The sequence below is a fragment of the Amycolatopsis sp. cg13 genome (assembly GCF_041346965.1).
GTDB lineage: Bacteria > Actinomycetota > Actinomycetes > Mycobacteriales > Pseudonocardiaceae > Amycolatopsis.
Window position 1 is genome coordinate 4035999 of record NZ_CP166848.1, and the last position, 24599, is coordinate 4060597.

At 68.6% G+C, this 24599-nt stretch carries 26 protein-coding genes; 12 read left to right on the plus strand and 14 right to left on the minus strand.

Annotation, left to right across the window (positions count from 1 at the left end; all coding sequences use genetic code 11):
- The first annotated feature begins 29 nt into the window (after window positions 1-29).
- The 6 genes from AB5I40_RS18385 to AB5I40_RS18410 all read left to right on the plus strand — a co-directional run bounded on the left by AB5I40_RS18385 (window position 30) and on the right by AB5I40_RS18410 (window position 6219).
- Window positions 30-1079, plus strand: a complete 1050-nt coding sequence (locus AB5I40_RS18385; protein ID WP_370939735.1) for a sensor histidine kinase — start codon at window positions 30-32, stop codon at window positions 1077-1079.
- A complete protein-coding gene (locus AB5I40_RS18390) occupies window positions 1076-1831 on the plus strand; it encodes a LytTR family DNA-binding domain-containing protein (protein WP_344269743.1) in 756 nt (251 codons plus the stop codon). The genes AB5I40_RS18385 and AB5I40_RS18390 overlap by 4 nt, the downstream gene beginning before the upstream one ends.
- A gap of 79 nt (window positions 1832-1910) precedes the next feature.
- Window positions 1911-2261 carry a hypothetical protein gene (locus AB5I40_RS18395; RefSeq protein WP_354739064.1) on the plus strand — a complete coding sequence of 117 codons (351 nt, stop codon included), beginning with the start codon at window positions 1911-1913 and terminating at the stop codon, window positions 2259-2261.
- A 194-nt stretch (window positions 2262-2455) separates the two neighbouring features.
- Entirely contained in the window at window positions 2456-4168 is a 1713-nt protein-coding gene (locus tag AB5I40_RS18400) for a cation acetate symporter (RefSeq protein WP_370939736.1), read from the plus strand.
- 72 nt (window positions 4169-4240) lie between these two features.
- Window positions 4241-4591 (plus strand): DUF485 domain-containing protein, encoded by a 351-nt coding sequence (locus tag AB5I40_RS18405; protein ID WP_344269732.1) that lies wholly within the window; start codon window positions 4241-4243, stop codon window positions 4589-4591.
- Window positions 4588-6219 carry a cation acetate symporter gene (locus tag AB5I40_RS18410; protein WP_370939737.1) on the plus strand — a complete coding sequence of 544 codons (1632 nt, stop codon included), beginning with the start codon at window positions 4588-4590 and terminating at the stop codon, window positions 6217-6219. Before AB5I40_RS18405 ends, AB5I40_RS18410 begins: the two co-directional genes overlap by 4 nt.
- A 56-nt stretch (window positions 6220-6275) precedes the next feature.
- On the opposite strand, the gene AB5I40_RS18415 is transcribed toward AB5I40_RS18410, so the two are convergent.
- The 4 genes from AB5I40_RS18415 to AB5I40_RS18430 all read right to left on the minus strand — a co-directional run bounded on the left by AB5I40_RS18415 (window position 6276) and on the right by AB5I40_RS18430 (window position 8688).
- On the minus strand, window positions 6276-7016 hold the full coding sequence (locus tag AB5I40_RS18415; RefSeq protein WP_370939738.1) for an isocitrate lyase/phosphoenolpyruvate mutase family protein: 741 nt from the start codon (window positions 7014-7016) through the stop codon (window positions 6276-6278).
- Window positions 7013-7471: a carboxymuconolactone decarboxylase family protein gene (locus AB5I40_RS18420; protein ID WP_370939739.1), complete on the minus strand. Its 459-nt coding sequence runs from the start codon at window positions 7469-7471 to the stop codon at window positions 7013-7015. Before AB5I40_RS18420 ends, AB5I40_RS18415 begins: the two co-directional genes overlap by 4 nt.
- Before the next feature lie 66 nt (window positions 7472-7537).
- Window positions 7538-7834 (minus strand): DUF6886 family protein, encoded by a 297-nt coding sequence (locus tag AB5I40_RS18425; protein WP_370939740.1) that lies wholly within the window; start codon window positions 7832-7834, stop codon window positions 7538-7540.
- 113 nt (window positions 7835-7947) lie between these two features.
- Window positions 7948-8688, minus strand: coding sequence for a peptidylprolyl isomerase (locus tag AB5I40_RS18430; RefSeq protein ID WP_370939741.1), 741 nt, complete (start codon window positions 8686-8688; stop codon window positions 7948-7950).
- 117 nt (window positions 8689-8805) lie between these two features.
- On the opposite strand from AB5I40_RS18430, the gene AB5I40_RS18435 reads away from it, so the two are divergent.
- Window positions 8806-9780 carry a serine protease gene (locus AB5I40_RS18435; protein ID WP_370939742.1) on the plus strand — a complete coding sequence of 325 codons (975 nt, stop codon included), beginning with the start codon at window positions 8806-8808 and terminating at the stop codon, window positions 9778-9780.
- Here the strand turns inward: AB5I40_RS18435 and meaB are convergent.
- Complete coding sequence (gene meaB, locus AB5I40_RS18440) at window positions 9777-10739, minus strand: methylmalonyl Co-A mutase-associated GTPase MeaB (protein WP_370939743.1); 963 nt, start codon at window positions 10737-10739, stop codon at window positions 9777-9779. The two genes, AB5I40_RS18435 and meaB, sit on opposite strands and share 4 nt — an antisense overlap.
- Before the next feature lies 1 nt (window position 10740).
- A complete protein-coding gene (locus tag AB5I40_RS18445) occupies window positions 10741-11928 on the minus strand; it encodes an acetyl-CoA C-acetyltransferase (protein ID WP_370939744.1) in 1188 nt (395 codons plus the stop codon).
- Between the two features lie 140 nt (window positions 11929-12068).
- On the opposite strand from AB5I40_RS18445, the gene mce reads away from it, so the two are divergent.
- On the plus strand, window positions 12069-12524 hold the full coding sequence (gene mce, locus AB5I40_RS18450; protein WP_370939745.1) for a methylmalonyl-CoA epimerase: 456 nt from the start codon (window positions 12069-12071) through the stop codon (window positions 12522-12524).
- A 117-nt stretch (window positions 12525-12641) separates the two neighbouring features.
- Here the strand turns inward: mce and AB5I40_RS18455 are convergent, their stop codons facing one another.
- Both AB5I40_RS18455 and AB5I40_RS18460 read right to left on the minus strand, forming a co-directional pair.
- Window positions 12642-13235 (minus strand): TetR/AcrR family transcriptional regulator, encoded by a 594-nt coding sequence (locus AB5I40_RS18455; RefSeq protein ID WP_344269704.1) that lies wholly within the window; start codon window positions 13233-13235, stop codon window positions 12642-12644.
- 88 nt (window positions 13236-13323) lie between these two features.
- Window positions 13324-13692 (minus strand): SPW repeat protein, encoded by a 369-nt coding sequence (locus tag AB5I40_RS18460; protein WP_116206640.1) that lies wholly within the window; start codon window positions 13690-13692, stop codon window positions 13324-13326.
- Between the two features lie 202 nt (window positions 13693-13894).
- Between AB5I40_RS18460 and ccrA the strand changes: the two genes are divergently transcribed.
- From ccrA to AB5I40_RS18480, 4 genes are all read left to right on the plus strand, one after another.
- Window positions 13895-15235, plus strand: a complete 1341-nt coding sequence (ccrA, locus tag AB5I40_RS18465) for a crotonyl-CoA carboxylase/reductase (RefSeq protein ID WP_370939746.1) — start codon at window positions 13895-13897, stop codon at window positions 15233-15235.
- A 129-nt stretch (window positions 15236-15364) separates the two neighbouring features.
- Window positions 15365-16630 carry a chromosome segregation protein gene (locus AB5I40_RS18470; protein ID WP_370940549.1) on the plus strand — a complete coding sequence of 422 codons (1266 nt, stop codon included), beginning with the start codon at window positions 15365-15367 and terminating at the stop codon, window positions 16628-16630.
- Between the two features lie 57 nt (window positions 16631-16687).
- Window positions 16688-17137: a universal stress protein gene (locus AB5I40_RS18475; protein WP_370939747.1), complete on the plus strand. Its 450-nt coding sequence runs from the start codon at window positions 16688-16690 to the stop codon at window positions 17135-17137.
- Between the two features lie 4 nt (window positions 17138-17141).
- Window positions 17142-18257: an adenylate/guanylate cyclase domain-containing protein gene (locus tag AB5I40_RS18480; protein WP_370939748.1), complete on the plus strand. Its 1116-nt coding sequence runs from the start codon at window positions 17142-17144 to the stop codon at window positions 18255-18257.
- Between the two features lie 565 nt (window positions 18258-18822).
- Here AB5I40_RS18480 and paaE read toward each other — a convergent pair.
- The 6 genes from paaE to paaZ are packed head-to-tail and all read right to left on the minus strand — an operon-like array spanning window position 18823 to window position 24500.
- Window positions 18823-19899 (minus strand): 1,2-phenylacetyl-CoA epoxidase subunit PaaE, encoded by a 1077-nt coding sequence (gene paaE, locus AB5I40_RS18485; RefSeq protein ID WP_370939749.1) that lies wholly within the window; start codon window positions 19897-19899, stop codon window positions 18823-18825.
- Window positions 19900-20391, minus strand: coding sequence for a 1,2-phenylacetyl-CoA epoxidase subunit PaaD (paaD, locus tag AB5I40_RS18490; protein ID WP_370939750.1), 492 nt, complete (start codon window positions 20389-20391; stop codon window positions 19900-19902).
- Window positions 20385-21242, minus strand: coding sequence for a 1,2-phenylacetyl-CoA epoxidase subunit PaaC (paaC, locus tag AB5I40_RS18495; RefSeq protein WP_370939751.1), 858 nt, complete (start codon window positions 21240-21242; stop codon window positions 20385-20387). Before paaC ends, paaD begins: the two co-directional genes overlap by 7 nt.
- Before the next feature lie 8 nt (window positions 21243-21250).
- Window positions 21251-21535 (minus strand): 1,2-phenylacetyl-CoA epoxidase subunit PaaB, encoded by a 285-nt coding sequence (gene paaB, locus AB5I40_RS18500; RefSeq protein WP_009073848.1) that lies wholly within the window; start codon window positions 21533-21535, stop codon window positions 21251-21253.
- A complete protein-coding gene (paaA, locus tag AB5I40_RS18505) occupies window positions 21532-22473 on the minus strand; it encodes a 1,2-phenylacetyl-CoA epoxidase subunit PaaA (protein WP_370939753.1) in 942 nt (313 codons plus the stop codon). The genes paaB and paaA overlap by 4 nt, the downstream gene beginning before the upstream one ends.
- Window positions 22470-24500: a phenylacetic acid degradation bifunctional protein PaaZ gene (gene paaZ / locus AB5I40_RS18510; RefSeq protein ID WP_370939754.1), complete on the minus strand. Its 2031-nt coding sequence runs from the start codon at window positions 24498-24500 to the stop codon at window positions 22470-22472. Before paaZ ends, paaA begins: the two co-directional genes overlap by 4 nt.
- Window positions 24501-24599: the final 99 nt, after the last annotated feature.

Below are 24599 nucleotides of genomic sequence, written 5' to 3' on the forward strand. Positions count from 1 at the left end.
CCCCCAGGTACCCGAGGGGAGGCTCGTCGATGACCGAGAGTGCCCGGCTGCCGTGGCGCTCCCGCCCGGACGCCGTCGGCGTGCTCGGCGCGGCGCGGAAAGTCGCCGACGACCTGAAGGACGGCCTTTCCGGAGTCCGCGCCCGACGCGCCGCACACGGTCTGCGGCGGCTGTTCGACGTCGCCGGGCTGGGGCTCTCCGATCTGTCCGGCACCTTGATGTGGTCCGGCCGACCCGGTGCCGACGATGCGGTGTCCCGAATTCTGGACGACGTGCTGCACCAGGAAGAGCCGATAACCGCGGGCGGTGTGACGGCTGTTCCGTTGCACGTCCACGACGAACTGGCAGGCGCGTTGCTGCTGGTTGGCGAGGTATCCAGTGCGGTGACACGGCAGGCTTCCGACCTCGTGGTGCAGGCTTTGGAACGGGGTCGGCTCGAAGCTTCGGCGGACCAGGCCGCGCAGGCTGAACTTCGAGCGCTGCGGGCGGAGATGTCGCCGCACTTCGTGTACAACGCGCTCACCGTCATCGCCTCGTTCGTCCGGTCGGAACCGGACCGCGCGCGTGATCTGATGCTCGATTTCGCCGACTACACCCGCTACAGCCTGTCGCGGCACGGCGAGTACACCGTCGTCGCCGAGGAGTTCCGCGCGGTGGAAACGTATCTCGCGCTGCAGCGAGCAGTGCTGGGCGAACGACTCAAGGTGCAGGTGCGCGTCGCGCCGGAAGTGCTTGCGGTGGCGGTGCCGTACCTGGTACTCGAACCCCTCGTGGAAAACGCGATCCGGCACGGCATCGAGCCGCGGTCGGGCACCGGGCTCGTCCAGGTGCACGGACAGGCGGAAGGGAACGACTGCGTGATCAGCGTCGAGGACGACGGGGTCGGCATGGAGCCCGAACGCGCCGCCGCCATCCTCGCGGGCAGCGGCGACGGCACCGGACTCGGAATGGCCAATGTGGACAGACGACTGCGCACAGTCTACGGGGCCTGGTACGGGCTGACGGTGGAAACGGCGGTCGGCGAAGGCACCCGGGTCGTCCTGCGAGTGCCGCGATTCCAGCCGGGGGTGCTGCCGTGAGCGGGCTGCGAGTGCTGGCGGTCGACGATCTCGCGCCGGCGTTGGACGAACTGTGCCGGATGCTGCGCGAAGCACCGGAAGTCGGCGAGGTCGTCGGTGCGAGCGATGCGTTGAAGGCACTGAAACTGTTGCAGGCAGACCATTTCGACGCGGTCTTCCTCGACATTTCCATGCCCGGCTTGGACGGACTGGAACTCGCGACGCTGCTGGCGAAACTGTCCGAGCCGCCGGTGATCGTTTTTGTCACCGCGCACGACGGGCACGCGGTGGCCGCGTACGGCATTGGTGCGGTGGATTATCTGCTCAAACCGGTGCGTACGGAACGGCTTTCCGCCGCGCTGGCGAAGGTGACCCGGTTGGTGCCGAGCGGCCGACGGAAGTCCTCACCGGACGCGATGGCCGCGCTGCCAGTGGATTCCGGCGGCCGGACTCGGTACGTCCGCCGTGATGATGTGCTATTCGCCGAAGCCAACGGCGATTACGTCCGGCTGCACACGCGCGGCGGCGTGCATCCGGTGCGGATGCCGATCTCGCGGCTTGAAGAATATTGGGAAGGCACCGGATTTACCCGGGTACACCGCGGATTCCTGCTCGCGGTGAGTGCGGTGCTGGAACTGCGGAGCGACACGACGGGCGGGCTGCTGGCACACACCGAGGCTGGCGATGTGCCGGTCAGCCGACGGCACGCGCGGGATCTTCGCGACAGGTTGCTGGAGGCGGCACAACGCGGGCAACTCGGGAGCACCCGGTGACGCGCGTGGCTGGGTGTCGCGAGTGGTTATACCGGTTAGAACCGGCATCGCCACTCACGAGGGTTGCGCAGGCCCTCCGATGAGCCGCACCAAACGCGTCGCCGTCACCAGCCCGCAGACCAGGCTCGCCCGATCACGGCGGCTCGAACGCGGTCGCTGGCGCATGCCCCGCCTGCGCGCACCGGAAGCGGAACGCGCGGCCGTGCTGTACCGGATCCAGCGCCGTCGCGGGATCCCCGCGCTGGTCGCGATGTTCGTGCTGGTGCTGGGTTTGCCGGTGCTGTTCTCGCTCGCGCCGTCGCTCGACAGCGTGCGGGTGTGGGGAATTCCGCTGTCCTGGCTGCTGATCGCGGTCCTGCCGTATCCGGTGCTGGCCGGGCTCTCGTGGTGGCAGCTGCGCCGCGCGGAGAAGATCGAGGACGATCGGTGAGCCGAAGGCCCGCAGCGCCCCAATGTGGCATTGGGTGCGTCCCACGCACCCAATGTGGCGTTCGGTGCGTCCCACGCACCCAATGTGGCGTTCGGTGCGTCCCACGCACCCAATGTGGCGTTCGGTGCGTCCCACGCACCCAACGCCACATTGGGGACGCAGCCGGAGCGGAACGGACGGGCGTGAGCGGATAAATGGACATCGCGCTCGCGGTAGCCCCGGTCGTCCTCGTCACGCTGCTCATCGGCGTGCGCGGGGTCGCCGCCATGCGCACGACGTCTGACTTCCTCGTGGCGTCCCGGCGGATCTCGCCCTTCGTCAACTCCGCCGCGGTCTCCGGCGAATACCTCTCCGCCGCGTCATTCCTCGGCGTCGCCGGGCTGATGGTGAAGGACGGCGTCGGCGCGCTCTGGTACCCGGTCGGCTTCACCGCGGGATACGTCGCGATGCTGGTCCTCGTCGCCGCGCCCATGCGGAGATCCGGCGCACTCACCGTCCCCGACTTCGCCGAAGCCCGCCTCGCCTCACCCGCGTTACGCCGTCTCGCCGCGGTGGTCGTGCTGGTGATCGGGACTATCTACGTCGTCCCGCAATTCCGAACAGCCGGGCTAGTGCTCACCGCGGTCGGCGGGACTCCGTACTGGGTAGGCGTGGTCATCGCGGGCACCGCAGTCAGCGTCACGTTGGCGCTCGGCGGGATGCGCGCGGCGACGTACGTTCAGGCGTTCCAGTTCTTCCTGAAACTCGTGTTGTTCCTCGTCCCCGCACTGTGGCTGGTGCTCCACATCGGCTCCGAAACCCGCGACGCCAGCCTCACGCCGGTCGAGTTCACCCGCTTCTCGCACGCCACTCCGGTGCAGTTCGACCACGACGTCACGCTCACCTTCCGCGAACCCACCGCGATTGAGAACCGCGGCACCGTCCCGTCGGGACAACTGGTGGTGCACAAGGGAGAACAGCTCACTTTCGCCGCCGGTGCGCAGGTCCCCGGCGTCAGCGGAGAGGTCGCGCTCGGCGGGCCGGAGTGGCAGCGGCCGCTGCTGGAGATCGACAAGGGCTACCCGCTGCTCGGCACGTGGGCGGTGCTCATCGCGACCGTCCTCGGCACGATGGGCCTTCCGCATGTCCTGATGCGCTTCCACACCAGCCCGGACGGCCGCGCCGCGCGTCGCACCGCCGCGATAACCGTGGCGCTGCTCGGGGTTTTCTACCTCTTCCCCGGTATCTACGGCGTCCTCGGCCGGGTGCTCGTCCCGCAGCTGTACTTGTCCGGCAACACCGACACCGTGGTCGTCGCGCTGCCCTCACAAGTCGATCACAGCTGGGCCGGGCAGTTGTTCACCGCGTTGCTCACCGCGGGCGCGTTCGCGGCGTTTCTGGCTACGTCACTGGGATTGCTGCTGGTGATGTCCGGTGCGCTCGCCTACGACCTGATGCCCGGCGGCCTGCGTCGCCTGCGGGTGACGGTCGTGTTCGCCGCGATCGCGATGGTGCTGCTCGCGCTGCCGTCCGCGCGGCTTGACGCCGGAGTGCTGGTGACGTGGGGGTTCACCGTCGCCGCGTCCACGTTCTGCCCGCTGCTCGTGCTCGGCATCTGGTGGCAGCGGCTCACCGCGGCCGGTGCGATCGCCGGCGTGCTCACCGGGCTGGCTGCCTCATCCGGGTCAATCCTGTTTGCGCTGGCCGGACCCGCGATGCAGGGTTGGGTGGCGATCTTGGTCTCGCAACCGGCACCCTGGTCAGTACCGCTCGCGTTCGGCGTGATGATCACGGTGTCACTGCGCGGGCGCCCACCGTCCTGGGCCGGGGCCGCGATGCTGCGCCTGCACCTCGACGAACGCCCTTCGTCCACGCCCGGTGACCGTTCGTCAACCGTTCGTCGTGCGGCGAGGCGTTTGAGCCGCTGACGGTTCCGCTGGCTCGGAGTCCTCCCTACTGTGTCGCGCACCACATCCGCAGCGTCGCACAAGGGAGATCCCATGAGCGCAGGCGACCCGTCCGGCGCGCCGCCGGACACGATCTGGGAGCAGGCGCACGACAGCGCCGAGTTCCGCGAACTCCGCGGCCGGCTGCGCCGGTTCGTGTTCCCGATGGCCGGACTGTTCCTCGCCTGGTACCTGCTCTACGTCCTGCTCGCCGACTACGCGCACGGGTTCATGAGCACGAAGATCACCGGCAACTTCACCGTCGGCCTGCTCTTCGGGCTGCTGCAGTTCGTCTCCACGTTCCTCATCACGTGGCTGTACGTGCGCTACGCCAACAAGAAGCTCGACCCGCTGGCCGAGCGGATCAAGGACGACATCGAGAATCCGGCTAAGGAGGGCGCGTGAGCACGCTCGCGGCGAGCGTCGAGGGCAGCAGCCCGACGCTCAACATCACGATCTTCGCGCTGTTCGTGGTCATCACCCTGGTGATCGTGTTCCGCGCGAGCCGCAACACGAAGACCGCGTCCGACTACTACGCGGCCGGCCGCGCGTTCACCGGCCCGCAGAACGGCATCGCGATCTCCGGCGACTACCTCTCGGCGGCGTCGTTCCTCGGCATCGCCGGCGCCATCGCGGTGTACGGCTACGACGGGTTCCTGTACTCGATCGGCTTCCTGGTGGCGTGGCTGGTCGCGCTGCTGCTGGTGGCGGAACTGCTGCGCAACACCGGCAAGTTCACCATGGGCGACGTGCTGGCGTTCCGGATGCGGCAACGCCCGGTGCGCGCCGCGGCGGCGGTTTCGACGCTCGTGGTGTCGTTCTTCTACCTGCTGGCGCAGATGGCGGGCGCGGGCGGCCTGGTCGCGCTGCTGCTGGGCATCGAGGGCAAGGCCGCGCAGTCGCTGGTGATCGCGGTGGTCGGCGTGATCATGATCGCCTACGTTCTCATCGGCGGCATGAAGGGCACGACCTGGGTCCAGATCATCAAGGCGGCGCTGCTGATCGTCGGCGCGCTGGCGATGACGCTGTGGGTGCTCGGCAAGTACGGCTTCAACTTCTCCGCGCTGCTGCAGGGCGCGGTCGACAAGGCGGGCCACGCCGGCGAAGCGCTGCTCGGGCCGGGCAAGCAGTACGGCACCAACGGCACGACGAAGCTGGACTTCTTCTCCCTCGGCATCGCGCTGGTGCTGGGCACCGCGGGCCTGCCGCACGTGCTGATGCGCTTCTACACCGTGCCGACCGCGCGCGAGGCGCGTCGTTCGGTGGTGTGGGCGATCGTGCTGATCGGCGTGTTCTACCTGTTCACCCTGGTGCTCGGCTACGGCGCGGGCGCGCTGGTCGGACCGGACGCGATCAAGAAGGCACCGGGCGGCGTGAACTCCGCGGCGCCGTTGCTCGCGCTGAACCTCGGCGGCCCGGTGCTGCTCGGGTTGATCTCGGCGATCGCGTTCGCCACGATCCTCGCCGTGGTGGCGGGTTTGACGATCACCGCGTCCGCCTCGTTCGCCCACGACGTCTACGCGAACGTGTTGAAGAAGGGCAAGGCCAACACCGGTTCGGAGGTCCGGGTCGCCCGGATCACCGCGGTGGTGATCGGCATCGTCGCGATTCTCGGCGGCATTCTGGCGAATGGGCAGAACGTCGCGTTCCTGGTGGCGCTGGCCTTCGCGGTGGCGGCTTCGGCGAACCTGCCGACGATTCTGTACTCGCTGTTCTGGAAGCGATTCAACACCCAGGGCGCGCTGTGGAGCATTTACGGCGGGCTGATCGTGACGATCGTGCTCATCGTGTTCTCGCCCGCCGTTTCCGGGAAGCCGGTCGACCCGAAGACGGGCAAGAGCGCGTCGATGCTGCAGGGCGTCGACTTCCACTGGTTCCCGCTCGACAACCCGGGCCTGGTGTCCATTCCGATCGCGTTCGTCCTCGGCTGGCTCGGCACGATCCTGTCGAAGGAACACGACAAGGCGAAGTACGCCGAAATGGAAGTACGGGCGCTCACCGGCGCTGGCGCGGAAAAGGCCGTGCAGCACTGAGTTTGCCCCGCTGAAACCGCTGGGTGCCGCTTTCGCCGCGGCACCCAGCGGTTTTTTCAATACGGCAGCTTCCCCTGCGCGATCCCGCCGAGCGTGCTTTCCAGCACTCCGCGCAGATACCGCCACAACCCGGCCCCCAGGGAAATCCGGGCTACCCCCAGTTCGGCAAGCCCGGCCAGACCCGGACCACCGGGAAGCGCCGAAGCGTTGACCGGACCGCCCACCTGACGGACGAATTCGGCCAGCACTTCCGGCGAACGCACGAGAATCGGGTACACACAATCCGCGCCGGCCTCAAGGTACGCGCGCCCGCGAGCCACCGCGTCGTCGAGCACCGCCTGCTCGTCCGGTGCGCCGAGGAACGAATCCACCCGCGCGTTGACGACGAGCCCGTCACCGGCCGCCCGGCGCAGCCCAGCGAGCCACTCCGCCTGTTCCGCCGCCGGTCGCTGACTGCCCTTGCCGTGATCGGTGTCCTCGATATTGCAGCCGACCGCACCGATTTCCTTCAGCCGGGCAGCAAGATCGGCTGGCGCCAAGCCATATCCAGCCTCGGCATCGACCGTCACCGGCACCGACACCGCATCCACGATCCGCTTGGCCGCCGCGAGCATCTCGTCCGCGGACCCGCCCTCGTGGTCCGACTGCCCGAGCGCCGCCGCGACCGCCGCGGAACTCGTTGCCACGATGGGGAATCCGGCCGCTTCCACCGCCTGCGCGGTATCCGCGTCCCAAGCGTTAGGCAGGATCAACGGCTTCCCGGGAACATGCAACGCCCGCAGCTTCTCGGCGCTCACTCCGCACGCTCCGGCAGCGGGGCGTGGCTCGCGACCATGAGCCGGTTCCAGGTGTTGATGACCACGACGCACCACGCCAGCGCGCGGTACTGGTCCTCGGTGAACACGCGGACGGCCTCGGCGTAGACGTCTTCGGGGACGTCCTTGTGGTCCGAGATCAGAGTCATCGCCTCGGTGTAGGCGAGCGCGGCGCGTTCCTGCTCGGTGAACAGCTCCGTCTCGCGCCACCCTTCGAGCACGAAAAGCCGCCGCGGCGATTCTCCGGCCGCGACGGCCTCCGCCGCGTGCATGTCGAGACAGAAGGCGCACCCGTTGATCTGCGACGCGCGCATCTTGACCAGCTCGATGAGCTTCTCGTCGAGCCCGGCGTTCGCGCTGGCCTTCTTCACCTCGCCCTGCAGGTGGGACATCGCTTGATACAACCCGCCCGTGGCGAGCGCGATTCGCTTCGTCATGCCACCCACGCTAATCGGGATTGGCCTAACGGGGTGGTCCAGTTCGGGGCGGGTGGCGTGGGCCAGTCAGGGCCGCGGCCGAGCGTTGCGGAGCCGGATGCCGCTGAACCCCGCCGTGCTGGCGGTCACCGCGTCCCAGAACGGCCAGAGGTTCGAGAGCACCCGCAGCTGAATTCCCGCCTCCTCGTGCAGACGCAGGAGGAGGCGACCGGTTCGGCGGAGACGTGGGCATGCGGGACGGGCTCGCCGAACGACCGGGAGCTGGCGACGAGAGGCGGCTACCGCGCGGTTGCCGCGGCATGGGGGAAGCGGGTGATCCCCGCGTCCTCGGAGAAGTGCGGCACCTGGCCTGGTTCTGGTCACCTGCGCCCGTCAATTGCCGACGCCTCGATGCTCATCGGCCCCGCGAAGAAGCACCACACAGGTCCAGTTCGGGTCGCGCGCCTGATCAACCGGCCGCGCGCGACCCGCCCTGCTCAGCGACCGCAGAACAGGCAGAGCGGCAAAACCAGCTCAAGATCCGTCTTCCGCACCGGTTTCCCGTCCACCGGCGTCTTCCCCGGCGGGGTGTCCGCGTCCGGCTGGATGCCGCCCGCCGCGACGCGGTCCAGGGTGCGCAGGCCGGCCGAGCCGACCGTGCCGAAGACCGTGTAGTTCGGCAGCAGGCTGGAATCCCCGTACACCACGAAGAACTGCGAGCCGTTCGTGTCCGGTCCGGCGTTCGCCATGGCCAGCAGTCCGCGCGCGTACGTCCGGCGCTTGCCCGTCGGGTCGGACGGCGCGGGCGGGAGCGTCGTCGGGAGTTCGTCCCGGAACTTGTAGCCCGGGCCGCCCTCGCCGGTGCCGGACGGGTCGCCGCACTGCAGGACCTTCAGCGTCGGGTACGCGGTGAGCCGGTGGCAGGTCGTCTGGTTGTAGAAGCCGTTGGCCGCCAGGTGCAGGAAGCTCTGCACAGTGCACGGAGCCTGCGCGCGGTTGAGCTTCAGCGGAAGCAGGCCCTGGTTGGAAAACACCGCGACGTCGACACTGCCGTGGTTCGGCGTGTGCTTCGGGTCGCGCGGGAGCGAAACCGGGCGCACCGCGGGGTCGTCCGGAGTCGAGGTGTACTGGCACGGCCCCGAGGTGACCTTCGGCGGTGCCGAATCCGCGGCCGAAGCCGGTGCAGCCACGGCGACCAGCGACAACGCGGTCAGCACGGACACGAGCAGTTTCTTCATTCCGGTTCCCTCCCAGTGCACGGAGGATCGCAGTATAGGGACGGGAAACTGCCCGCGCTTCCGGCGAAAGTCGCATCCTGACCGGTTCCTGACACCGGCCTCCTACCGTGCGGTTTCATGATCGCTTCCCTCGCCGCGGGACTGGCCGGACTGGTCGCCGGGCTCCTGGCCGTCCCCGCCGGTCCCGTGCAGCAACCGCTCGCGTCCTCCGCCGCCGAACAGCAGGCCGTGTTCGCCTACTGGACCCCGCAACGGCTGGCCGCGCTGACCGAGCCGTCGTCTCAGAATCCGCCGAAGAGCGGCCCCGACGGTGCCCCGTGGCCGGATCCGCTCCCGAAGACCATCGGTCGGCTCTTCTACACCGACCACGGCGAGGACGCGAGCTGCACGGCGACCGTCGTCCGCAGCAAGAACCGCAGCACGATCGTCACCGCCGGGCATTGCCTCAACGACACCGATCTCCTCGGCGAGCACAACGCCTGGAACGCGCACGTCATGTTCATCCCCGGCTACCACGACGGTCAGGCGCCGTACGGGAAGTTCGCCGCCCGCCTCGGCGTCGCCGACCGCACCTGGCTCGCGAACGATCAGCAGAACGCGCAGAAATTCGACACCTACGACCAGGCCTTCGCGGTCCTCGGCCCGAACGAATCAGGACAACTGGTGCAGGACGCGGTCGGCGCGCAGCAGATCGGGTTCGACCGGCCGGGCGCGGCGAAGGTGACTCAGTTCGGCTACCCGCGGGCAGCGTCCGATCCGGCGCGCGAGGGTCTGCCGGAGTACACCGGGGCGCGGCTGGCGTATTGCACTGGCACCGCACGGCATTGGACCGGCACCGCCACCTATCCGGACTCTCCCGATCAGTGGGGCACGGCGTGCGTCATGGGCGGCGGTTCGAGCGGCGGCCCGCGGTTGCGCGACTTCAACCCGGCGACCGGACTGGGCACGGTCGTCGGAGACAACACGCACGCGGGATTCTTTGCCGCGAACGGGAAACCGTGTGAGCGCGATGCGGGCTGCACGCGGTATCTGGTGGGACCGCAGTTCAGCAGCAAGGTGACGAAGCCGCTGTACGAAGTCGCGCAGCGTTAGCCCTTCAGCTCCGCGATCAACTGGTCCGCCGCCGCGAACGGGTCCAGCTCCGCGGCCACCACCCGCTCTGCCAGCTCCCCCAGCCGATCGCCGTGCCGGAGATCCGCCAGCTCCGCGTGCAACCGGCGCAACGCGATCGCGGCGACTTCCTCACGGGCACGAGCGGCGCGGCGGCGGTCCAATTCCCCATGTGCGACAAGCCATTCGTGGTGCGTGCGCAACGCTGACACCACCTCGTCGACGCCCTCGCCCTTCGCCGCCACCGTGCGAACGATCGGCTGCCGCCAGCTCGGCCCGCGCAATTCGCGGCGGGCCAAGGTGATCATCTGCTTCAGGTCGTGCACCGTCGCATCAGCGCCATCGCGGTCGGCTTTGTTGACCACGAACACATCCGCGATCTCCAAGACGCCCGCTTTCGCCGCCTGGATGCCGTCGCCCATTCCCGGGGCCAGCAGAACCACCGTGGTGTCGGCCAGTTTCACAACGTCCACTTCGGACTGTCCAACCCCGACAGTCTCGATCAGCACCACGTCGAACCCGGCGGCGTCCAGCACACGCACCGCCTGCGGCGTCGCCCACGAAAGACCGCCGAGATGTCCCCGGGTGGCCATCGAGCGGATGAACACGCCGGGATCGGTGGCGTGCTCGGTCATCCGGATCCGGTCGCCGAGCAGCGCGCCGCCGGAGAACGGCGACGACGGGTCGATCGCCAGCACTCCGACCCGCAAACCCTCGCCGCGCAAGGCAGTGAGCAGCGCGGACGTCGACGTCGATTTGCCAACCCCGGGCGGACCGGTGAGCCCGACGACGCGAGCCCGGCCGGTGTGAGGCGTCAAAGCGGCGGCGATGTCCGCCACGCGCGGCGACGAATCCTCGACCAGAGAAATGAGCCGGGCGACCGCGCGCGGTTGTCCTTCCCGCGCGCGGCCGACCAGCTCATCGAGGTCCGGGCCGGCCAACTTACGCCGACGGGACGCGGATCAGCAGCGCGTCGCCCTGGCCGCCGCCACCGCACAGCGCGGCCGCGCCGAGACCGCCGCCGCGCCGGCGCAGCTCGTGCACCAGGTGCACGGCCAGCCGCGCACCGGACGCGCCAATCGGGTGGCCGAGCGCGATCGCGCCGCCGTTGACGTTCACCTTCGACTCGTCCAGCCCGAGCTTCTCGCTCGACACCAGGCCGACCGCGGCGAACGCCTCGTTGATCTCCACCAGGTCCAGGTCGCCGACCTCCAGCTTCGCCTTCTTCAGCGCGGCGAGGATCGCGTTCGACGGCTGCTCGTGCAGGCTCGCGTCCGGACCGGCGACGACGCCGTGCGCGCCGATCTCGGCCAGCGGCGTGATGCCCAGCTCGGCCGCCTTCTCCGGGCTGGCCACGATCACCGCGGCCGCGCCGTCGGAAATCTGCGACGCCGAACCGGCGGTGATGGTGCCGTCCGAGGCGAACGCCGGACGCAGCTTCGCGAGGCTCTCGCCCGTGGTATCGGCGCGCACGCCCTCGTCGGTGGAGAACACGACCGGGTCGCCCTTGCGCTGCGGGATCGACACCGGCGCGATCTCCTCGCGGAAGAACCCGGCCTCGATCGCGGCCGCGGCCCGCTGGTGCGAACGCGCGGAGAACGCGTCCTGCTGCTCGCGGGTGACGCTGTAGCGGGCGTTGTGCTTCTCCGTCGAGACACCCATCGCGACCTGGTCGAACGCGCAGAACAGGCCGTCGTAGGCCATGTGGTCGACCAGCGTGGTGTCGCCGTATTTGAAGCCGGAGCGGGACTTCGGCAGCAGGTGCGGCGCCTGCGTCATCGACTCCTGGCCGCCCGCGACGACGAGGTCGAACTCGCCCGCGCGGATCAGCTGGTCGGCGAGCGCGATCGCGTCGAGGCCGGAGAGGCAGACCTTGTTGATGGTCAGCGCGGGGACGTCCATCGGGATGCCCGCGGCGACCGCGGCCTGGCGCGCCGGGATCTGGCCCGCGCCGGCCGTGAGCACCTGGCCCATGATCGTGTACTGGACCTGGTCCGGGGAGACGCCCGCCCGTTCGAGCGCGGCCTTGATCGCGATCCCGCCCAGCTGGGCTCCCGAGAAGTCCTTCAACGAGCCGAGCAGCCGCCCGATCGGGGTACGGGCAGCGCCCAGGATCACGGAACCGGACACGACGTCCTCCAAAGCATCGGTGCACTGGCAGTGTTCCCACGATACGGCCTGGACGGGGTTCCCGGCGCGTCTTGATGGAGCCAGTGTGAGGGGGCGCACGCGGGGTTCCGCGAGGCCGGACGGGGCTTATCCTCCCCGGTATGGACACCGAGCCCAGCGCATCCGTGCTCAAGCCGTTCGTGACCGCGATCGACCACGTCGGCATCGCCGTGCCCGACCTCGACGCGGCCATCGCCTTCCACCGCGACCACTTCGGCCTGGAGGTCGCGCACGAGGAGGTGAACGACGAGCAGGGCGTGCGCGAGGCGATGCTGCGCGCCCCCGGTACCGCGGGCACCGAGACGATGATCCAGCTGCTGGCCCCGTCCCGGGACGATTCGACGATCGCGAAGTTCATCGGCCGCAACGGGCCTGGCCTGCAGCAGCTCGCGCTGCGAGTGTCCGATGTGGACGCCGCGGCCGAGGCGCTGCGGGCGCAGGGCCTGCGGCTGCTGTACGACGCGGCCAAGCGCGGGACCTCGAACAGCCGCGTGAACTTCGTGCACCCGAAGGACGCGGGCGGGGTTTTGGTCGAGCTGGTCGAGCCCGCGCGCTGAACCGCGCCCCAATGTGGCATTGGGTGCATCTGACGCACCGAACGCCACATTGGGTGCATCGCATGCACCCAATGCCACATTGGGGAAGCTTCGGGCGCGAAGGCCGCGGTGCGGTTCTCACACCGCCGAGGCAGGCGGCTTCCCCTTAACCGCACGAGCCGACAACGCGTTCGCCACGAACGTCAATTCGCCGTCGAACTCCGCGGGCCGGTCGTCCCCGGTGTGCCGAGCCGTCGCGTGCCGATGGGTAACAGCGCGGGCAAGCAGCCCGGACGCGTTGTCGATGTCCGCCCCGGCGAGCCGTCCTCCGGTCGCGGCCACGATCACCGACCGCATCAGCCGGACCAGTTGCTGGAAGCGTTCGGACAGCGCGTCGCGGACCACGTGGTGCGTGTCGGCCTCGCGCCACAGCAGGTGCGAGAGGCCCAGCGAACCGGTGAAGCGGCGGTCGAGTTCGCCGACCAGCCTGCGCAGGGAACCCGCCAGGTCGCCGGGAACGACGACCGCGGCGGGTTCGATGCGTTCGTCCGGCAAGCGGTCGACCAGGGCGGCCAGCAGGTCGGACTTGCGGCGGAAGTAATAGTGGACCAGGCCCTTCGGGACCCCGGCGCGCTCCGCGATGCGGGACGTCGGGGTCGCTTCGAAGCCGGACTCGGCGAACAGCTCCTCCGCCGCGCACAGGATCCGTTCTTTCGCCGAGTCGTCGGTCATCTCCGCCTTCCTCCCCTCCGCCACCCTCAACGGAGTGGCTTCGCCACGCTCGAGTCAATCCTTCCTCGTCGAGGCCCCAATGCCCCGATCAGTGCTGGCCCGCCATCCGGTGGGCGGCGTTGGCCTCCGGCATCGCGGCCGCGCCGGCGATGATCGTCAGCGCACCGCCGACCCAGGACGTCCACGACGCCCCGTTGAATTCCGTATACCCCATCACCCACGGCGCGATGAACAGCAACGCGCCGAGGACGATCTGCACGCCCTCGCCGTAAACCATGCTCGGCGTCGCGAGCGACACCAGGCCGTCGATCGCGATCAGCGCACCGAGGACCACCATCGTCCACACCATCGTGGTGTTCGTGCTCAGCCAAAGGGGTGAAAGAGCGGCGACAACACCAATCACGACCTCGGCCCAGTCATAGGGCCGCGTCCAGGCGCGCGTCGAGACTTCACTCATTCGTGCTCACCTCCGCCGGAAAAGAGCCGTTCAGGGAGATTTCCCACTGCCGACTATGCGCCTTGACTGGCCAGCCGGTCAAGATTCGTGCGTCACACTTCGACTCGTGTCCGGGGTCTGTGTCTCGTACAGTGAGGCCCCCGGTTACCGACGAGTAATTTCGTGCTGTCGCGTGCCGCGACCGACCCCCTGGAGGTTCCCGATGTCGCACCTCGACGAGATCCAGCAGGCGATCCTGAACGGCCGCCTCGACGCGATCGCCGAGCTGCCCGTGCCCGAGAGCTACCGGGGCGTCACCGTGCACGCGGACGAGGTCGACATGTTCGAAGGCCTCGAAAGCCGGGACAAGGACCCGCGCCGCTCGCTGCACGTCGACGACGTCCCGACGCCCGAGCTCGGCCCCGGCGAGGCGCTGGTCGCCGTCATGGCCAGCGCGATCAACTACAACACCGTCTGGACGTCGATCTTCGAGCCGATCCCGACGTTCAAGTTCCTGCGCAAGTACGGGAAGCTCTCGCCGCTGGCCAAGCGGCACGACCTGCCGTACCACGTGGTCGGCTCGGACCTGTCCGGCGTGGTGCTGCGCACCGGCGCGGGCGTGCACAACTGGAAGCCCGGCGACGAGGTCGTCGCGCACTGCCTGAACGTCGAGCTGGAAGGCCCGGACGGGCACAACGACACGATGCTCGACACCGAGCAGCGGATCTGGGGCTTCGAGACGAACTTCGGCGGGCTCGCCGAGATCGCGCTGGTCAAGGCCAACCAGCTGATGCCGAAGCCGGCGCATCTGACCTGGGAGGAATCCGCCTCCCCCGGGCTGGTGAACTCGACCGCGTACCGGCAGCTGGTCTCGCGCAACGGCGCGGACATGAAGCAGGGCGACGTCGTGCTGATCTGGGGCGCGTCGGGCGGGCTCGGCTCGTACGCGACGCAGTACGCGCTCAACGGCGGCGCGATCCCGGTGTGCGTCGTGTCCAGCCCGGAGAAGGCGGAGATCTGCCGGAAACTCGGCGCGGAGCTGATCATCGACCGCACCGCCGAGGGGTACAAGTTCTGGAAGAACGAGACCGAGCAGGACCCGAAGGAATGGCAGCGGTTCGGCGCGAAGATCCGCGAGCTGACCGGCGGCGAGGACCCGGACATCGTGTTCGAGCACCCCGGCCGCGAGACCTTCGGCGCGTCCGTCTACGCCGCGCGCAAGGGCGGAACCATCGTCACGTGCGCGTCGACCTCGGGCTACATGCACCAGTACGACAACCGGTACCTGTGGATGAACCTCAAGCGGATCATCGGCTCGCACTTCGCGAACTACCGCGAATCGTGGGAGGCCAACCGGCTGATCGCGAAGGGCCTCATCCACCCGACGCTGTCGAAGACGTACTCGCTCGAGGAGACCGGCCAGGCCGCCCTTGACGTGCACCGCAACGCGCACCAGGGCAAGGTCGGCGTGCTCGCCCTCGCCCCGGAAGAAGGGCTCGGCGTCCGCGACGAGGAACTGCGCGCCAAGCACCTCGACGGAATCAACGCGTTCCGCGGCGCGTGAGGGCAGACCACCTGCCTCTTCGGTCCGGCCGCTCGCCGCACGAGCGGCCGGACCCCGTGGGTGCTCACCCGTCCGTGACCGCGGAGCGACTACGGTGGTGGCATGAGTCTTGGCGATGAACGCGAACTCGTGCCGCTGGGAGCCGGCTTCGACGTAGCGAAGCGGGGATACAGCCGGGCGCAGGTCGACGAGCACCTGGAACGGCTCGACGGCGACCTGAAGATGCTCACCGCCGACCGCGACGCCGCCATCGCCCAGTCCGGCGATCTGGCCAGGCAGCTCGAAGTCGCGCGCGGCGAGATCGCCGACCTCCGCGGTCAGGTCGACCGGCTCGCGCAGCCGCCGACGAGCGTCGAAGGCCTGTCCGAGCGCCTCCAGCGGATGCTGCGGCTGGCGCAGGACGAGGCCGCCGACACCCGCGCCCGCGCCGAGGCCGAAGCCGGCCACATCCGGGCCAAGGCGGAGACCGACGCCAGCGCCATGCGCGCCCGGTACGAGCAGCTGCTCACCGAGCTCGACCTGCGCCGCAAGGAAATGGAAGCCGAGCACCGCAAGGTGCTCGAGGACGCGCGCGCCGAGGCCAAGCGGATCACCGACGAGGCCGAGGCCGAGCGCAAGAAGCTCGACGCGGAGTCCGAGGCCCGCCGCACGCAGGTCGAGGAAGACTTCGAGATCGCCATGGCCACCCGCCGCGCCGAGGCGATGCGCGTGCTGGCCGAGCAGGAGGCGGCCAGCAAGGCCGAGGCCGAGCGCCGGGTCCGCGAGGCCGCCGAGGACGCGGCCGCGATCCGGGCGAAGGTGCTGGAAGAGGAGACGGCCGCGAAGGCCGACATCGACCGTCGCCAGCGCGAATCGGTCGCCGACGCGAACAAGCGCCGCCAGGACTCCATCACCGAGGCCAACGCGCGCCTCGCGGAAGCGGCCGACGAGGCCCGCCGCCGCGTCCGCACCGCCACCGACGAGTCCAACCGCCGGATCACCCAGGCCAACGAGCGGGTCGAGGCCCTGCGCACGGTCCGGGCGAGCCTGGCCGAGCAGGTCCGGTCGGCGCGCACCGTGCTGGCCGAGGCGCAGCACGTGCTCGGCGAGACCGACGGCGCTGTTCCCGCGGACATCAAGGCCGCGGTCGACGAGGCCAACGGGTCCGGGCCGAAGTCCGGCACCAACGGCTCTTCGGCAAGCGGCTCGCAGGGCGGCGCCACCGCGGCGGGCAGCAGCAAGCCCAGCGCTCCGTCCGGCCAGAACCCCGCTGGTCAGAGCGCCAAGAACGCCCCGGCGAACAGCGGAAAGCCCGCGGTGGGCCGCGACGTCGAGCAGACCGTCCGGCTGCGGACTTCCGACGTGCCCAAGCCGCAGCCGCAACCGCGCCCGGCGGGAAAACCGACTGGCGAGTAACCTTCCCCCGCGAAGGGGCCGCGCCGCCCCGCTGACCGATTCGCCGGGAGGTTGTGGATGGCTGTCTATCGGACTGTGGTGGTGGGCACGGACGGGTCCGACTCGTCCTTCGCCGCGGTGGACAAGGCCGCCGGGGTGGCTGCCGACGCGGGAGCGACTCTGGTCGTTGTCTGCGCGTACCACCCGGCCAGCCGCCAAGACGTCGAACGCGCGCAGGACGAGCTGGGCGACGAGGCCTACCAGGTCGTCGGGTCCGCGCCCGCTGAGGACACGCTGCAGTCCGCACGGGACCGCGCGGCGAAGGCCGGTGCCGCGAACATCGAGACGGTCGCGCTGGAGGGTCAGCCGGTCGACATGCTGCGGAAGGTCGTGAAGGACCGCAAAGCCGACCTGCTGGTGGTCGGCAACCGCGGCCTGAACACCCTCGCCGGGCGGATCCTGGGCTCGGTCCCGTCGGAAGTAGCCCGGAAGTCGGGCGTCGACGTGCTGATCGTGCACACCACCTGAGTCCGTGGCCGATTCTTCCCGGGACCTGCAGCAGCGCCTGGAACGCGCCCTGCTCGGCGGGCCTCGCCGCTACACCCGGCTCGAGGTAGCGAAACGAGCCGGCGTACCCGAAGAACGCTCGCGCCGGCTGTGGCGGGCGCTGGGTTTCGCCACCGTCGAAGACGACGAGATGGTGTTCACCGACGCCGACGTCGAAGCCATGCGCATCGCCGACGGTTTGGTGAGCTCCGGCCTGGTCGCCCCCGGCATGGAAGTAGCGGTGACCCGTGCCCTCGGCCAGCATCTCTCCCGGCTGGCCGAGTGGCAGGTCCACATGCTGTGGGAACTGATCACCGACAACCCTGAACTGGCCCGCAGCGACCGCCAAGTCACCCGCCTAGTGGAACGCCTGCTCCCCGAACTGGAGCAGGTGCAAAACTACGTCTGGCGCCGCCACCTGGCCGCCTTCGCCGGCCGCGCCTTCGCCAGCCCAGACGAAGACCTGGAAACGCGCGCCCTGGTGGTCGGCTTCGTGGACATGGTCGGCTACACCCGCTTCACCAGAGAAGCCGACGAAGAAGAGCTGACGCAGGTCCTGGACGGCTTCGAATCCCTAGCCACCGAGGTCATCGCAGAACACCACGGCCGAGTCGTGAAGATGATCGGCGACGAAGTCCTCTTCGTCACCGACTCCCCCGCCGACGGCGCGGAAATCGCCCTGACGCTAGCCGAACGCACCGGCTCGGATGACGGCCTCCCCGCCGTCCGAGCCGGAATGGCATCAGGAAGGGTGCTCTCCCGCTTCGGCGATGTCTACGGCTCCGTCGTGAACCTGGCCGCCCGCCTCACGTCAGCCGCCCGCCCCGGAACCGTGCTGGTAGACCGAGAACTGGCCGGACAGTTGGAGTCGCTGCCGGAATTCGACCTCCGCACCCGGCGCCCCATCGCAGTACGCGGCTACAACCGCCTACGCCCGTCGGCCCTCCGCAGGGCGAAGGACAAACCCACCGGCCGCTTCGCGTCTTCCCAGCAACTGGCCGCGGAAATGCTGGGCCTAGGCGACCCCGCTCCGCCCGAAACCCCGGAGCAAGACGACTTCCCCACCCCCGCCGGGCCACGCAAACGCCGCCGACGCCGCTGAACGTACGTGAGGGGAACCCTGAGTGAGTCTGATTCCCTCAGGGTTCCCCTCACGACCTTCCTTCCGCACGCCGCGCCGCGCCGTGAGGGGCTCCTTCACTGACGTAGATTCCCTCAAGGGCCCCTTCACGGACCGCCCACCACCCGCCAGAACGCGCCCCAATACGGCATTGGGTGCATCCCACGCACCCAATGCGGCATTCGGTGCATCTGACGCACCCAACGCCACATTGGGGCGCTAGCCCCAACCCACTCACAAACCGCCACCGACGCACCCAACGATCGAGGCACCCAGCCGTGCGCCCCACCACCCAACCGCCACCCGGTGCACCCAACGATCGAGGCACCCAGCCGTGCGCCCCACCACCCAACCGCACCCGTGCACCCAACGATCGAGGCACCCAGCCCCTCCCCCGCACCCCGATACGAAGCGTCCCTGCGGTCTGGGGGTGCTTGTCAAGGCATCTTTCCCGCCTTGACAAGCACCCCCAGACCGTCAGCACACTCAAGCTTCGGGGTGCCCCACGCAACCAACGGGCGCAACGTCGCCGCCAGGCGACGAGCATTCAAGCATCAAAATCAACAGTAACCCGCTCAGAAACCGGATGAGACTGGCAAGTCAACACAAACCCAGCCTCCACCTCAGCCTTCTCCAACGCGAAATTCCGCCGCATATCAACGGCCCCCTCAGTCACCCGAGCCCGGCAAGTCCCGCAAACCCCACCCTTGCAAGCAAACGGCAAGTCAGGCCGAAACCGCTGCGCCCCATCCAACACCGAAGACTCACGCGGCAAATTCATGGTCGTAGACCGACCGTCAAGAACCAACGTCACCTCAGACGAAGCACCAGCCACAGCAGGATCAACATGCTTGACGGGCTCCGGCGGCACATCGTCCACATAGAACAGTTCCTGATGAATCCGCTCCCCAGGAACCCCCAGCGAACCAAGAAGATCCTGCGCCGAAGTCACCATCCCAAACGGCCCACAAAGCCAAAAATGATCCACCTCGTCCACCGGCACGATCGACCCGAACAACGCACGAAGCTTGTCCGCATCCAACCGCCCAGTGAACAACTCAGCCTCACGAGGCTCCCGAGACAGGACGTGCACGAGTTCCAACCGCGCCGGATACCTGTCCTTCAGGTCGGCCAGATCATCAGCGAACATGACCGTGTCAGTGCGACGGTTCCCATACAACACAGTCACCGAAGCATCCGGAGTAGCCAGCAACGAAGCCGCAATAGACAACACCGGCGTAATCCCAGACCCAGCAGCGATCAGCACATGATGCCCACCAGCAGCAAGATCCGGAGTGAACGACCCAGTAGGCGCGGAAACCTCAACAGTGTCCCCAGGCCGAACCTCATTGACCAGCCAAGACGAGAACACTCCATCCGGCACGAGACGCACGCCAACGCGTGGGCGCTCCCCCGCCGGAGCACAGATCGAGTACGAGCGACGCTCGTCGCGCCCGTCCACCACCCGGCGCAGAGTAAGCGACTGCCCAGGCGCAAACGCATAAACCGACGCAAGCTCGGAAGGCACGTCAAAGGTAACGGCCACAGCGTCGTCGCAAAGCCGCTCAACCTCAGCCACCCGCAACGGATGGAACCCGGTACGACGGGAAACGGTGGCAGTCACTCAAATCTCCTTGACGTGTTCGAACGGCTCCCAGCAAGACCGGCACCGCCGCAACGCTTTGCACGCAGTAGCACTGAACCGAGATTGCTCCTCCGTATCCAAAGACCCACAGTGCGGACAAGCCACCCGCCGCACAGAAGGCCCCAGCGTCAACGGAATCGGCCCCGCAACCCGCTGAGGCGCGGACCCCGGCGGTGCAATCCCAGCCTCAGCGAGCTTCCGCCGCCCGTCCTCGCTGATCCAGTCCGAAGTCCAAGCCGGTTCCAGCACCGTACGGATCTCAACCGAGGTATACCCAGCGCCCCGCAACGCGTGCTCCAGGTCGTCGCGCATAGTGTCCATAGCCGGACACCCGGTATAAGTCGGCGTAATGGAAACCGTAACCCGACCGTCCTCTTCGGACACCTCGCGCAACACCCCGAGATCCGCGAGCGTCAGCATCGGCAACTCGGGATCAGTGACCGTAGAAGCCACCGCGACGGCGGTCACCACGACGCTCCAGGCATCGCCCGAGCCACACTCTGCAACTCGGCCAGCAGGAAGCCCATCTGTTCAGTGTGGACACCGTCACGGCCAGTACGCCCGGAAACCCCGGCGATAGCCCCGATCTCCGGCCGCTCCAAGGTCGCCGCGGCCAATGCCTGATCCACGACAGCATCGAACTCCGGCCGCAACGAGGCAGCATCCACGAACTCGACCGGATGCGTCGAGAACAACTCCTCGACGTACGGCCACACCGCGGTCAGCCCCTCGGCCATCCGCTCTCGCGACAACGGCGTCCCGTCGCCAAGACGCACCAGCCACTGCGCGGCATAATCCCGGTGATAGGCCAATTCCTTGACCCCCTTGGCCGCGATAGCCGCCAGCACCGGGTCCACACTGGACTCCAGCTGCTGGAACAACGAAAGACGCCAAGTCGAGAACAAGAACAACTGCGCGATCAGGTGCCCGAAGTGCCCGCCGCCCAGCTCAGCCAGCCGAACGTTCCGGAACTCGTTCTCCGCGCGCAAGAACGCGAACGTGTCCGCAGACCGATCAGTGCCGTCGGCCTTGCCAGACCGAGCAAGCAACAACCGCGCCTGGCCAAGCAGATCGAGGCCGATGTTCGCGATCGCGACCTCGTCTTCCAGCTCCGGCGCGTTGCTGACCCACTCCTGCAACCGGTGCGAGAAGATCAACGCGTCATCGCCCAGCATCAGGCAATACGCGGCCAGCCGCGCACCGTCCACTCCGGACGGAACCGAAGTGTCCACACCGGACAGCGGGTCGGCGAATCCGGTGCCGAAGGCCCACCGGGCGTCGTTGTCCTCGGTGATGGCTTCGTAGACGTTGTCGAAAGACATCCCAGACCTCACATGTGGGGAACGTTGTCGGGAATGTCGTAGAACGTGGGGTGCCGGTACACCTTGTCCCCGCTGGGCGCGAAGAACGGGTCCTTCTCGTCCGGCGACGACGCGGTGATGTCCGAGGCGCGAACGACCCAGATCGACACACCTTCGTTGCGGCGCGTGTAGAGATCGCGCGCGTGGTGCAGCGCCATCTCGTCGTCCGCTGCGTGCAGCGAACCCACGTGCACATGGTTCAGTCCCCGCTTGCCGCGGACGAAAACCTCGTACAACGGCCAGTCGTGCTTCATGCCGAAACCTCTTTCTTGGCCGCGTGCGCCGCAGCGGCTTCTCGAACCCAAGCGCCGTTGTCGTGTGCACGACGGCGGTGCGCGATCCGGTCCGCGTTGCACGGGCCGTTGCCCTTGAGCACGTTCTTGAACTCGTCCCAGTCGACCGCACCGAAGTCGTAGTGTTCGCGCGAGGCGTTCCACTTCAGCTCCGGGTCCGGGAACGTCACGCCGAGCGCCTCGGCCTGCGGAACGGACATGTCGACAAAGCGCTGCCGCAGCTCGTCGTTGGTGTGCCGCTTGATCTTCCACGCCATCGACTGCGCGGTGTTGGGCGAATCCGCGTCCGGCGGGCCGAACATCATCAGCGACGGCCACCACCAGCGGTTCACCGCTTCCTGCACCATTTCCCGCTGCTGCTCGGTGCCGCGCATCATGGTCATCAGCAACTCGTAACCCTGCCGCTGGTGGAAGGACTCTTCCTTGCAGATCCGGATCATCGCCCGCGCGTACGGCCCGTACGACGACCGGCACAGCGGCACCTGGTTGCAGATCGCCGCACCGTCCACCAGCCAGCCGATCACGCCGACGTCGGCGAAGGTCAGCGTCGGGTAGTTGAAGATCGACGAGTACTTCTGCCGGCCGGTGATGAGCTTGTCGGTGAGGTCCGCGCGGTCCGCGCCGAGCGTCGCCGCCGCGGAGTACAGGTACAGCCCGTGCCCGGCCTCGTCCTGCACCTTCGCGAGCAGGATCGCCTTGCGCCGCAACGAAGGCGCGCGGGTGATCCAGTTGCCCTCCGGCTGCATGCCGATGATCTCCGAATGCGCGTGCTGCGCGATCTGGCGGATCATCGTCTTGCGGTAGCCCTCGGGAATCCAGTCGCGCGGTTCGATGCGCTGGTCCCGTTCGATGGTGTGCTCGAACAGGGCTTCCAGTTCGGGCTCTGCCACAGCGGTCACGGCTGCTCCTTCGAGACAAGGGTGAGCACGTCGTACTTCGCGACCGAGTCGCCGTCCTGGTTGGTGACGTCGGCGTCCCAGCGGACTTCGCCGTACTCCTGGTCGATCCGCGGCGTGATCTGCTTGGCCGTCAAGGTGACCGTCAGCGCGTCGTCGACCTTCACCGGCGTGAGGAAGCGCAGGTTCTCCAGGCCGTAGTTCGCCAGCACCGGACCGGGCTCGGGCGACACGAAGAGGCCTGCCGCGAACGAGACGACCAGGTAGCCGTGCGCCACGATGCCGCCGAACAGCGGGTTCGCCGCTGCGGCCGCTTCGTCGGTGTGCGCGTAGAAGGTGTCGCCGGTGAAGTCGGCGAAGTGATCGATGTCGGCGCGCGTGACGGTGCGCGGACCGGCCACCACCGAGTCGCCGACCTTCAGCTCGGCCAACGACTTCCGGAACGGATGGACGTCGTCCTCGGTTCGCGGACCGCCCTCGACCCACCGGCCGGTGACGGCGCCGAGCACCGTCGGGCTGCCCTGCACGGCCGTGCGCTGCATGTGGTGCAGCACGCCGCGGATACCGCCCATCTCCTCGCCGCCGCCCGCGCGACCGGGGCCGCCGTGGACCAGCTGCGGCATCGGCGAACCGTGCCCGGTGGACTCCTTCGCGTCTTCGCTGTCGAGCACGAGCAGCCGGCCGTGGTACGGCGCGACGCCCAGCACGATCTCGCGGGCGAACACCGGGTCACCGGTCACGACCGACCCGGCCAGGCTGCCGCCGCCGCGCGCCGCGAACTCGATGACCTGCTTGACCGACGTGTACGGCATCAGCGTCGACACCGGGCCGAACGCCTCGACCTCGTGCGGCTCCGCGCGCTCCGGGTCGGCCTTGAGCAGGATCGGCGAGATGAACGCGCCGGTCGCCTCGTCGCCGTCCACGACGTCGACGTGCTCCGGGTCGCCGAAGACGATGCTGCCCGCGTCGAGCAGCGCCTTAAGCGAACGGCGTACTTCCTCGCGCTGTTCCAGGCTGGCCAGCGCGCCCATCCGGACGCCCTCGGCGTTCGGGTTGCCGACGGTCACCTTCGCGAGCCGGGCGCTGACCGCTTCAGCGACGTCGTCCAGCATTTCCGCCGGGACGAACGCGCGGCGGATCGCGGTGCATTTCTGGCCCGCCTTCACCGTCATCTCGGTGGTCAGCTGCTTGACGAAGAGGTCGAACTCCGGCGTCGACGGCCGGGCGTCCGGGGCGAGGATCGAGCAGTTCAGCGAGTCGGCCTCGGCGTTGAAGCGCACCGAGTTCCGCACGATCGCCGGGTGCGCGCGCAGCTTCTGCGCGGTGGACGCGGAACCGGTGAACGACACCAGGTCCTGCGCCGTGACATGGTCAAGCAGGTCGCCGACGCTGCCCGCGACGAACTGCACCGTGCCCTCGGGCAGGATGCCGGATTCGACGATCAGCTCGACGAGCCGCGCGGTGAGGTACGCGGTCTGGCTGGCTGGCTTGATCAGGCTCGGCACCCCGGCGAGGAACGCGGGCGCGAACTTCTCCAGCGGACCCCACACCGGGAAGTTGAAGGCGTTGATCTGGACCGCGACGCCCTGCAGCGGCGTGGCGATGTGCTGCGCGACGAACGTGCCGCCGCGGCTCAGCGGCTCGACCGCGCCGTCGACGTACACGGTGTCGTTCGGCAGCTCGCGCTTGCCCTTCGAGCCGTAGCTGAACAGGACGCCGATGCCGCCGTCGATGTCGAACTTCGAGTCGCCGAGCGTCGCACCCGTGCGCGCCGACAGCGCGTACAGCTCTTCGCGGTGCTCGCGCAGGTGCGAGGCGAGCGCCTTCAGCAGCGCGGCCCGCTGATGGAACGTCAGCTTCCGCAGCGCCGGACCGCCGACGGTGCGGCCGTAGTCGAGCGCGGCGGCGAAGTCGATCCCCTCCGACGAAATCCGGGCCACTTCCTCCCCGGTCGCCGCGTCGTGCAGCGGGGCACCCTCGCCCGGCGCCGTGTGCCATCCCCCGGAGACGTAGCTGCGGAGCAGAACCATGCCGACCCTCTCGCCGAATTACCAACCGGACGTTCAGTAATTCGCAGGATAGCCGTTCTCCCCGCTGATCGGAACCCCCGCATTGCTTGACACCGCGCC

Coding starts and splice junctions, on each gene's coding strand:
- AB5I40_RS18435 (WP_370939742.1), top strand. CDS start 8,806: ATGATCGCTTCCCTCGCCGCGGGACTGGCCGGACTGGTCGCCGGGCTC.
- paaZ (WP_370939754.1), bottom strand. CDS start 24,500: ATGGTTCTGCTCCGCAGCTACGTCTCCGGGGGATGGCACACGGCGCCG.
- paaC (WP_370939751.1), bottom strand. CDS start 21,242: ATGTCTTTCGACAACGTCTACGAAGCCATCACCGAGGACAACGACGCC.
- AB5I40_RS18460 (WP_116206640.1), bottom strand. CDS start 13,692: ATGAGTGAAGTCTCGACGCGCGCCTGGACGCGGCCCTATGACTGGGCC.
- AB5I40_RS18455 (WP_344269704.1), bottom strand. CDS start 13,235: ATGACCGACGACTCGGCGAAAGAACGGATCCTGTGCGCGGCGGAGGAG.
- AB5I40_RS18430 (WP_370939741.1), bottom strand. CDS start 8,688: ATGAAGAAACTGCTCGTGTCCGTGCTGACCGCGTTGTCGCTGGTCGCC.
- AB5I40_RS18420 (WP_370939739.1), bottom strand. CDS start 7,471: ATGACGAAGCGAATCGCGCTCGCCACGGGCGGGTTGTATCAAGCGATG.
- AB5I40_RS18395 (WP_354739064.1), top strand. CDS start 1,911: ATGAGCCGCACCAAACGCGTCGCCGTCACCAGCCCGCAGACCAGGCTC.
- mce (WP_370939745.1), top strand. CDS start 12,069: ATGGACACCGAGCCCAGCGCATCCGTGCTCAAGCCGTTCGTGACCGCG.
- AB5I40_RS18475 (WP_370939747.1), top strand. CDS start 16,688: ATGGCTGTCTATCGGACTGTGGTGGTGGGCACGGACGGGTCCGACTCG.
- paaB (WP_009073848.1), bottom strand. CDS start 21,535: ATGAAGCACGACTGGCCGTTGTACGAGGTTTTCGTCCGCGGCAAGCGG.
- ccrA (WP_370939746.1), top strand. CDS start 13,895: ATGTCGCACCTCGACGAGATCCAGCAGGCGATCCTGAACGGCCGCCTC.
- AB5I40_RS18405 (WP_344269732.1), top strand. CDS start 4,241: ATGAGCGCAGGCGACCCGTCCGGCGCGCCGCCGGACACGATCTGGGAG.
- AB5I40_RS18385 (WP_370939735.1), top strand. CDS start 30: ATGACCGAGAGTGCCCGGCTGCCGTGGCGCTCCCGCCCGGACGCCGTC.
- AB5I40_RS18400 (WP_370939736.1), top strand. CDS start 2,456: ATGGACATCGCGCTCGCGGTAGCCCCGGTCGTCCTCGTCACGCTGCTC.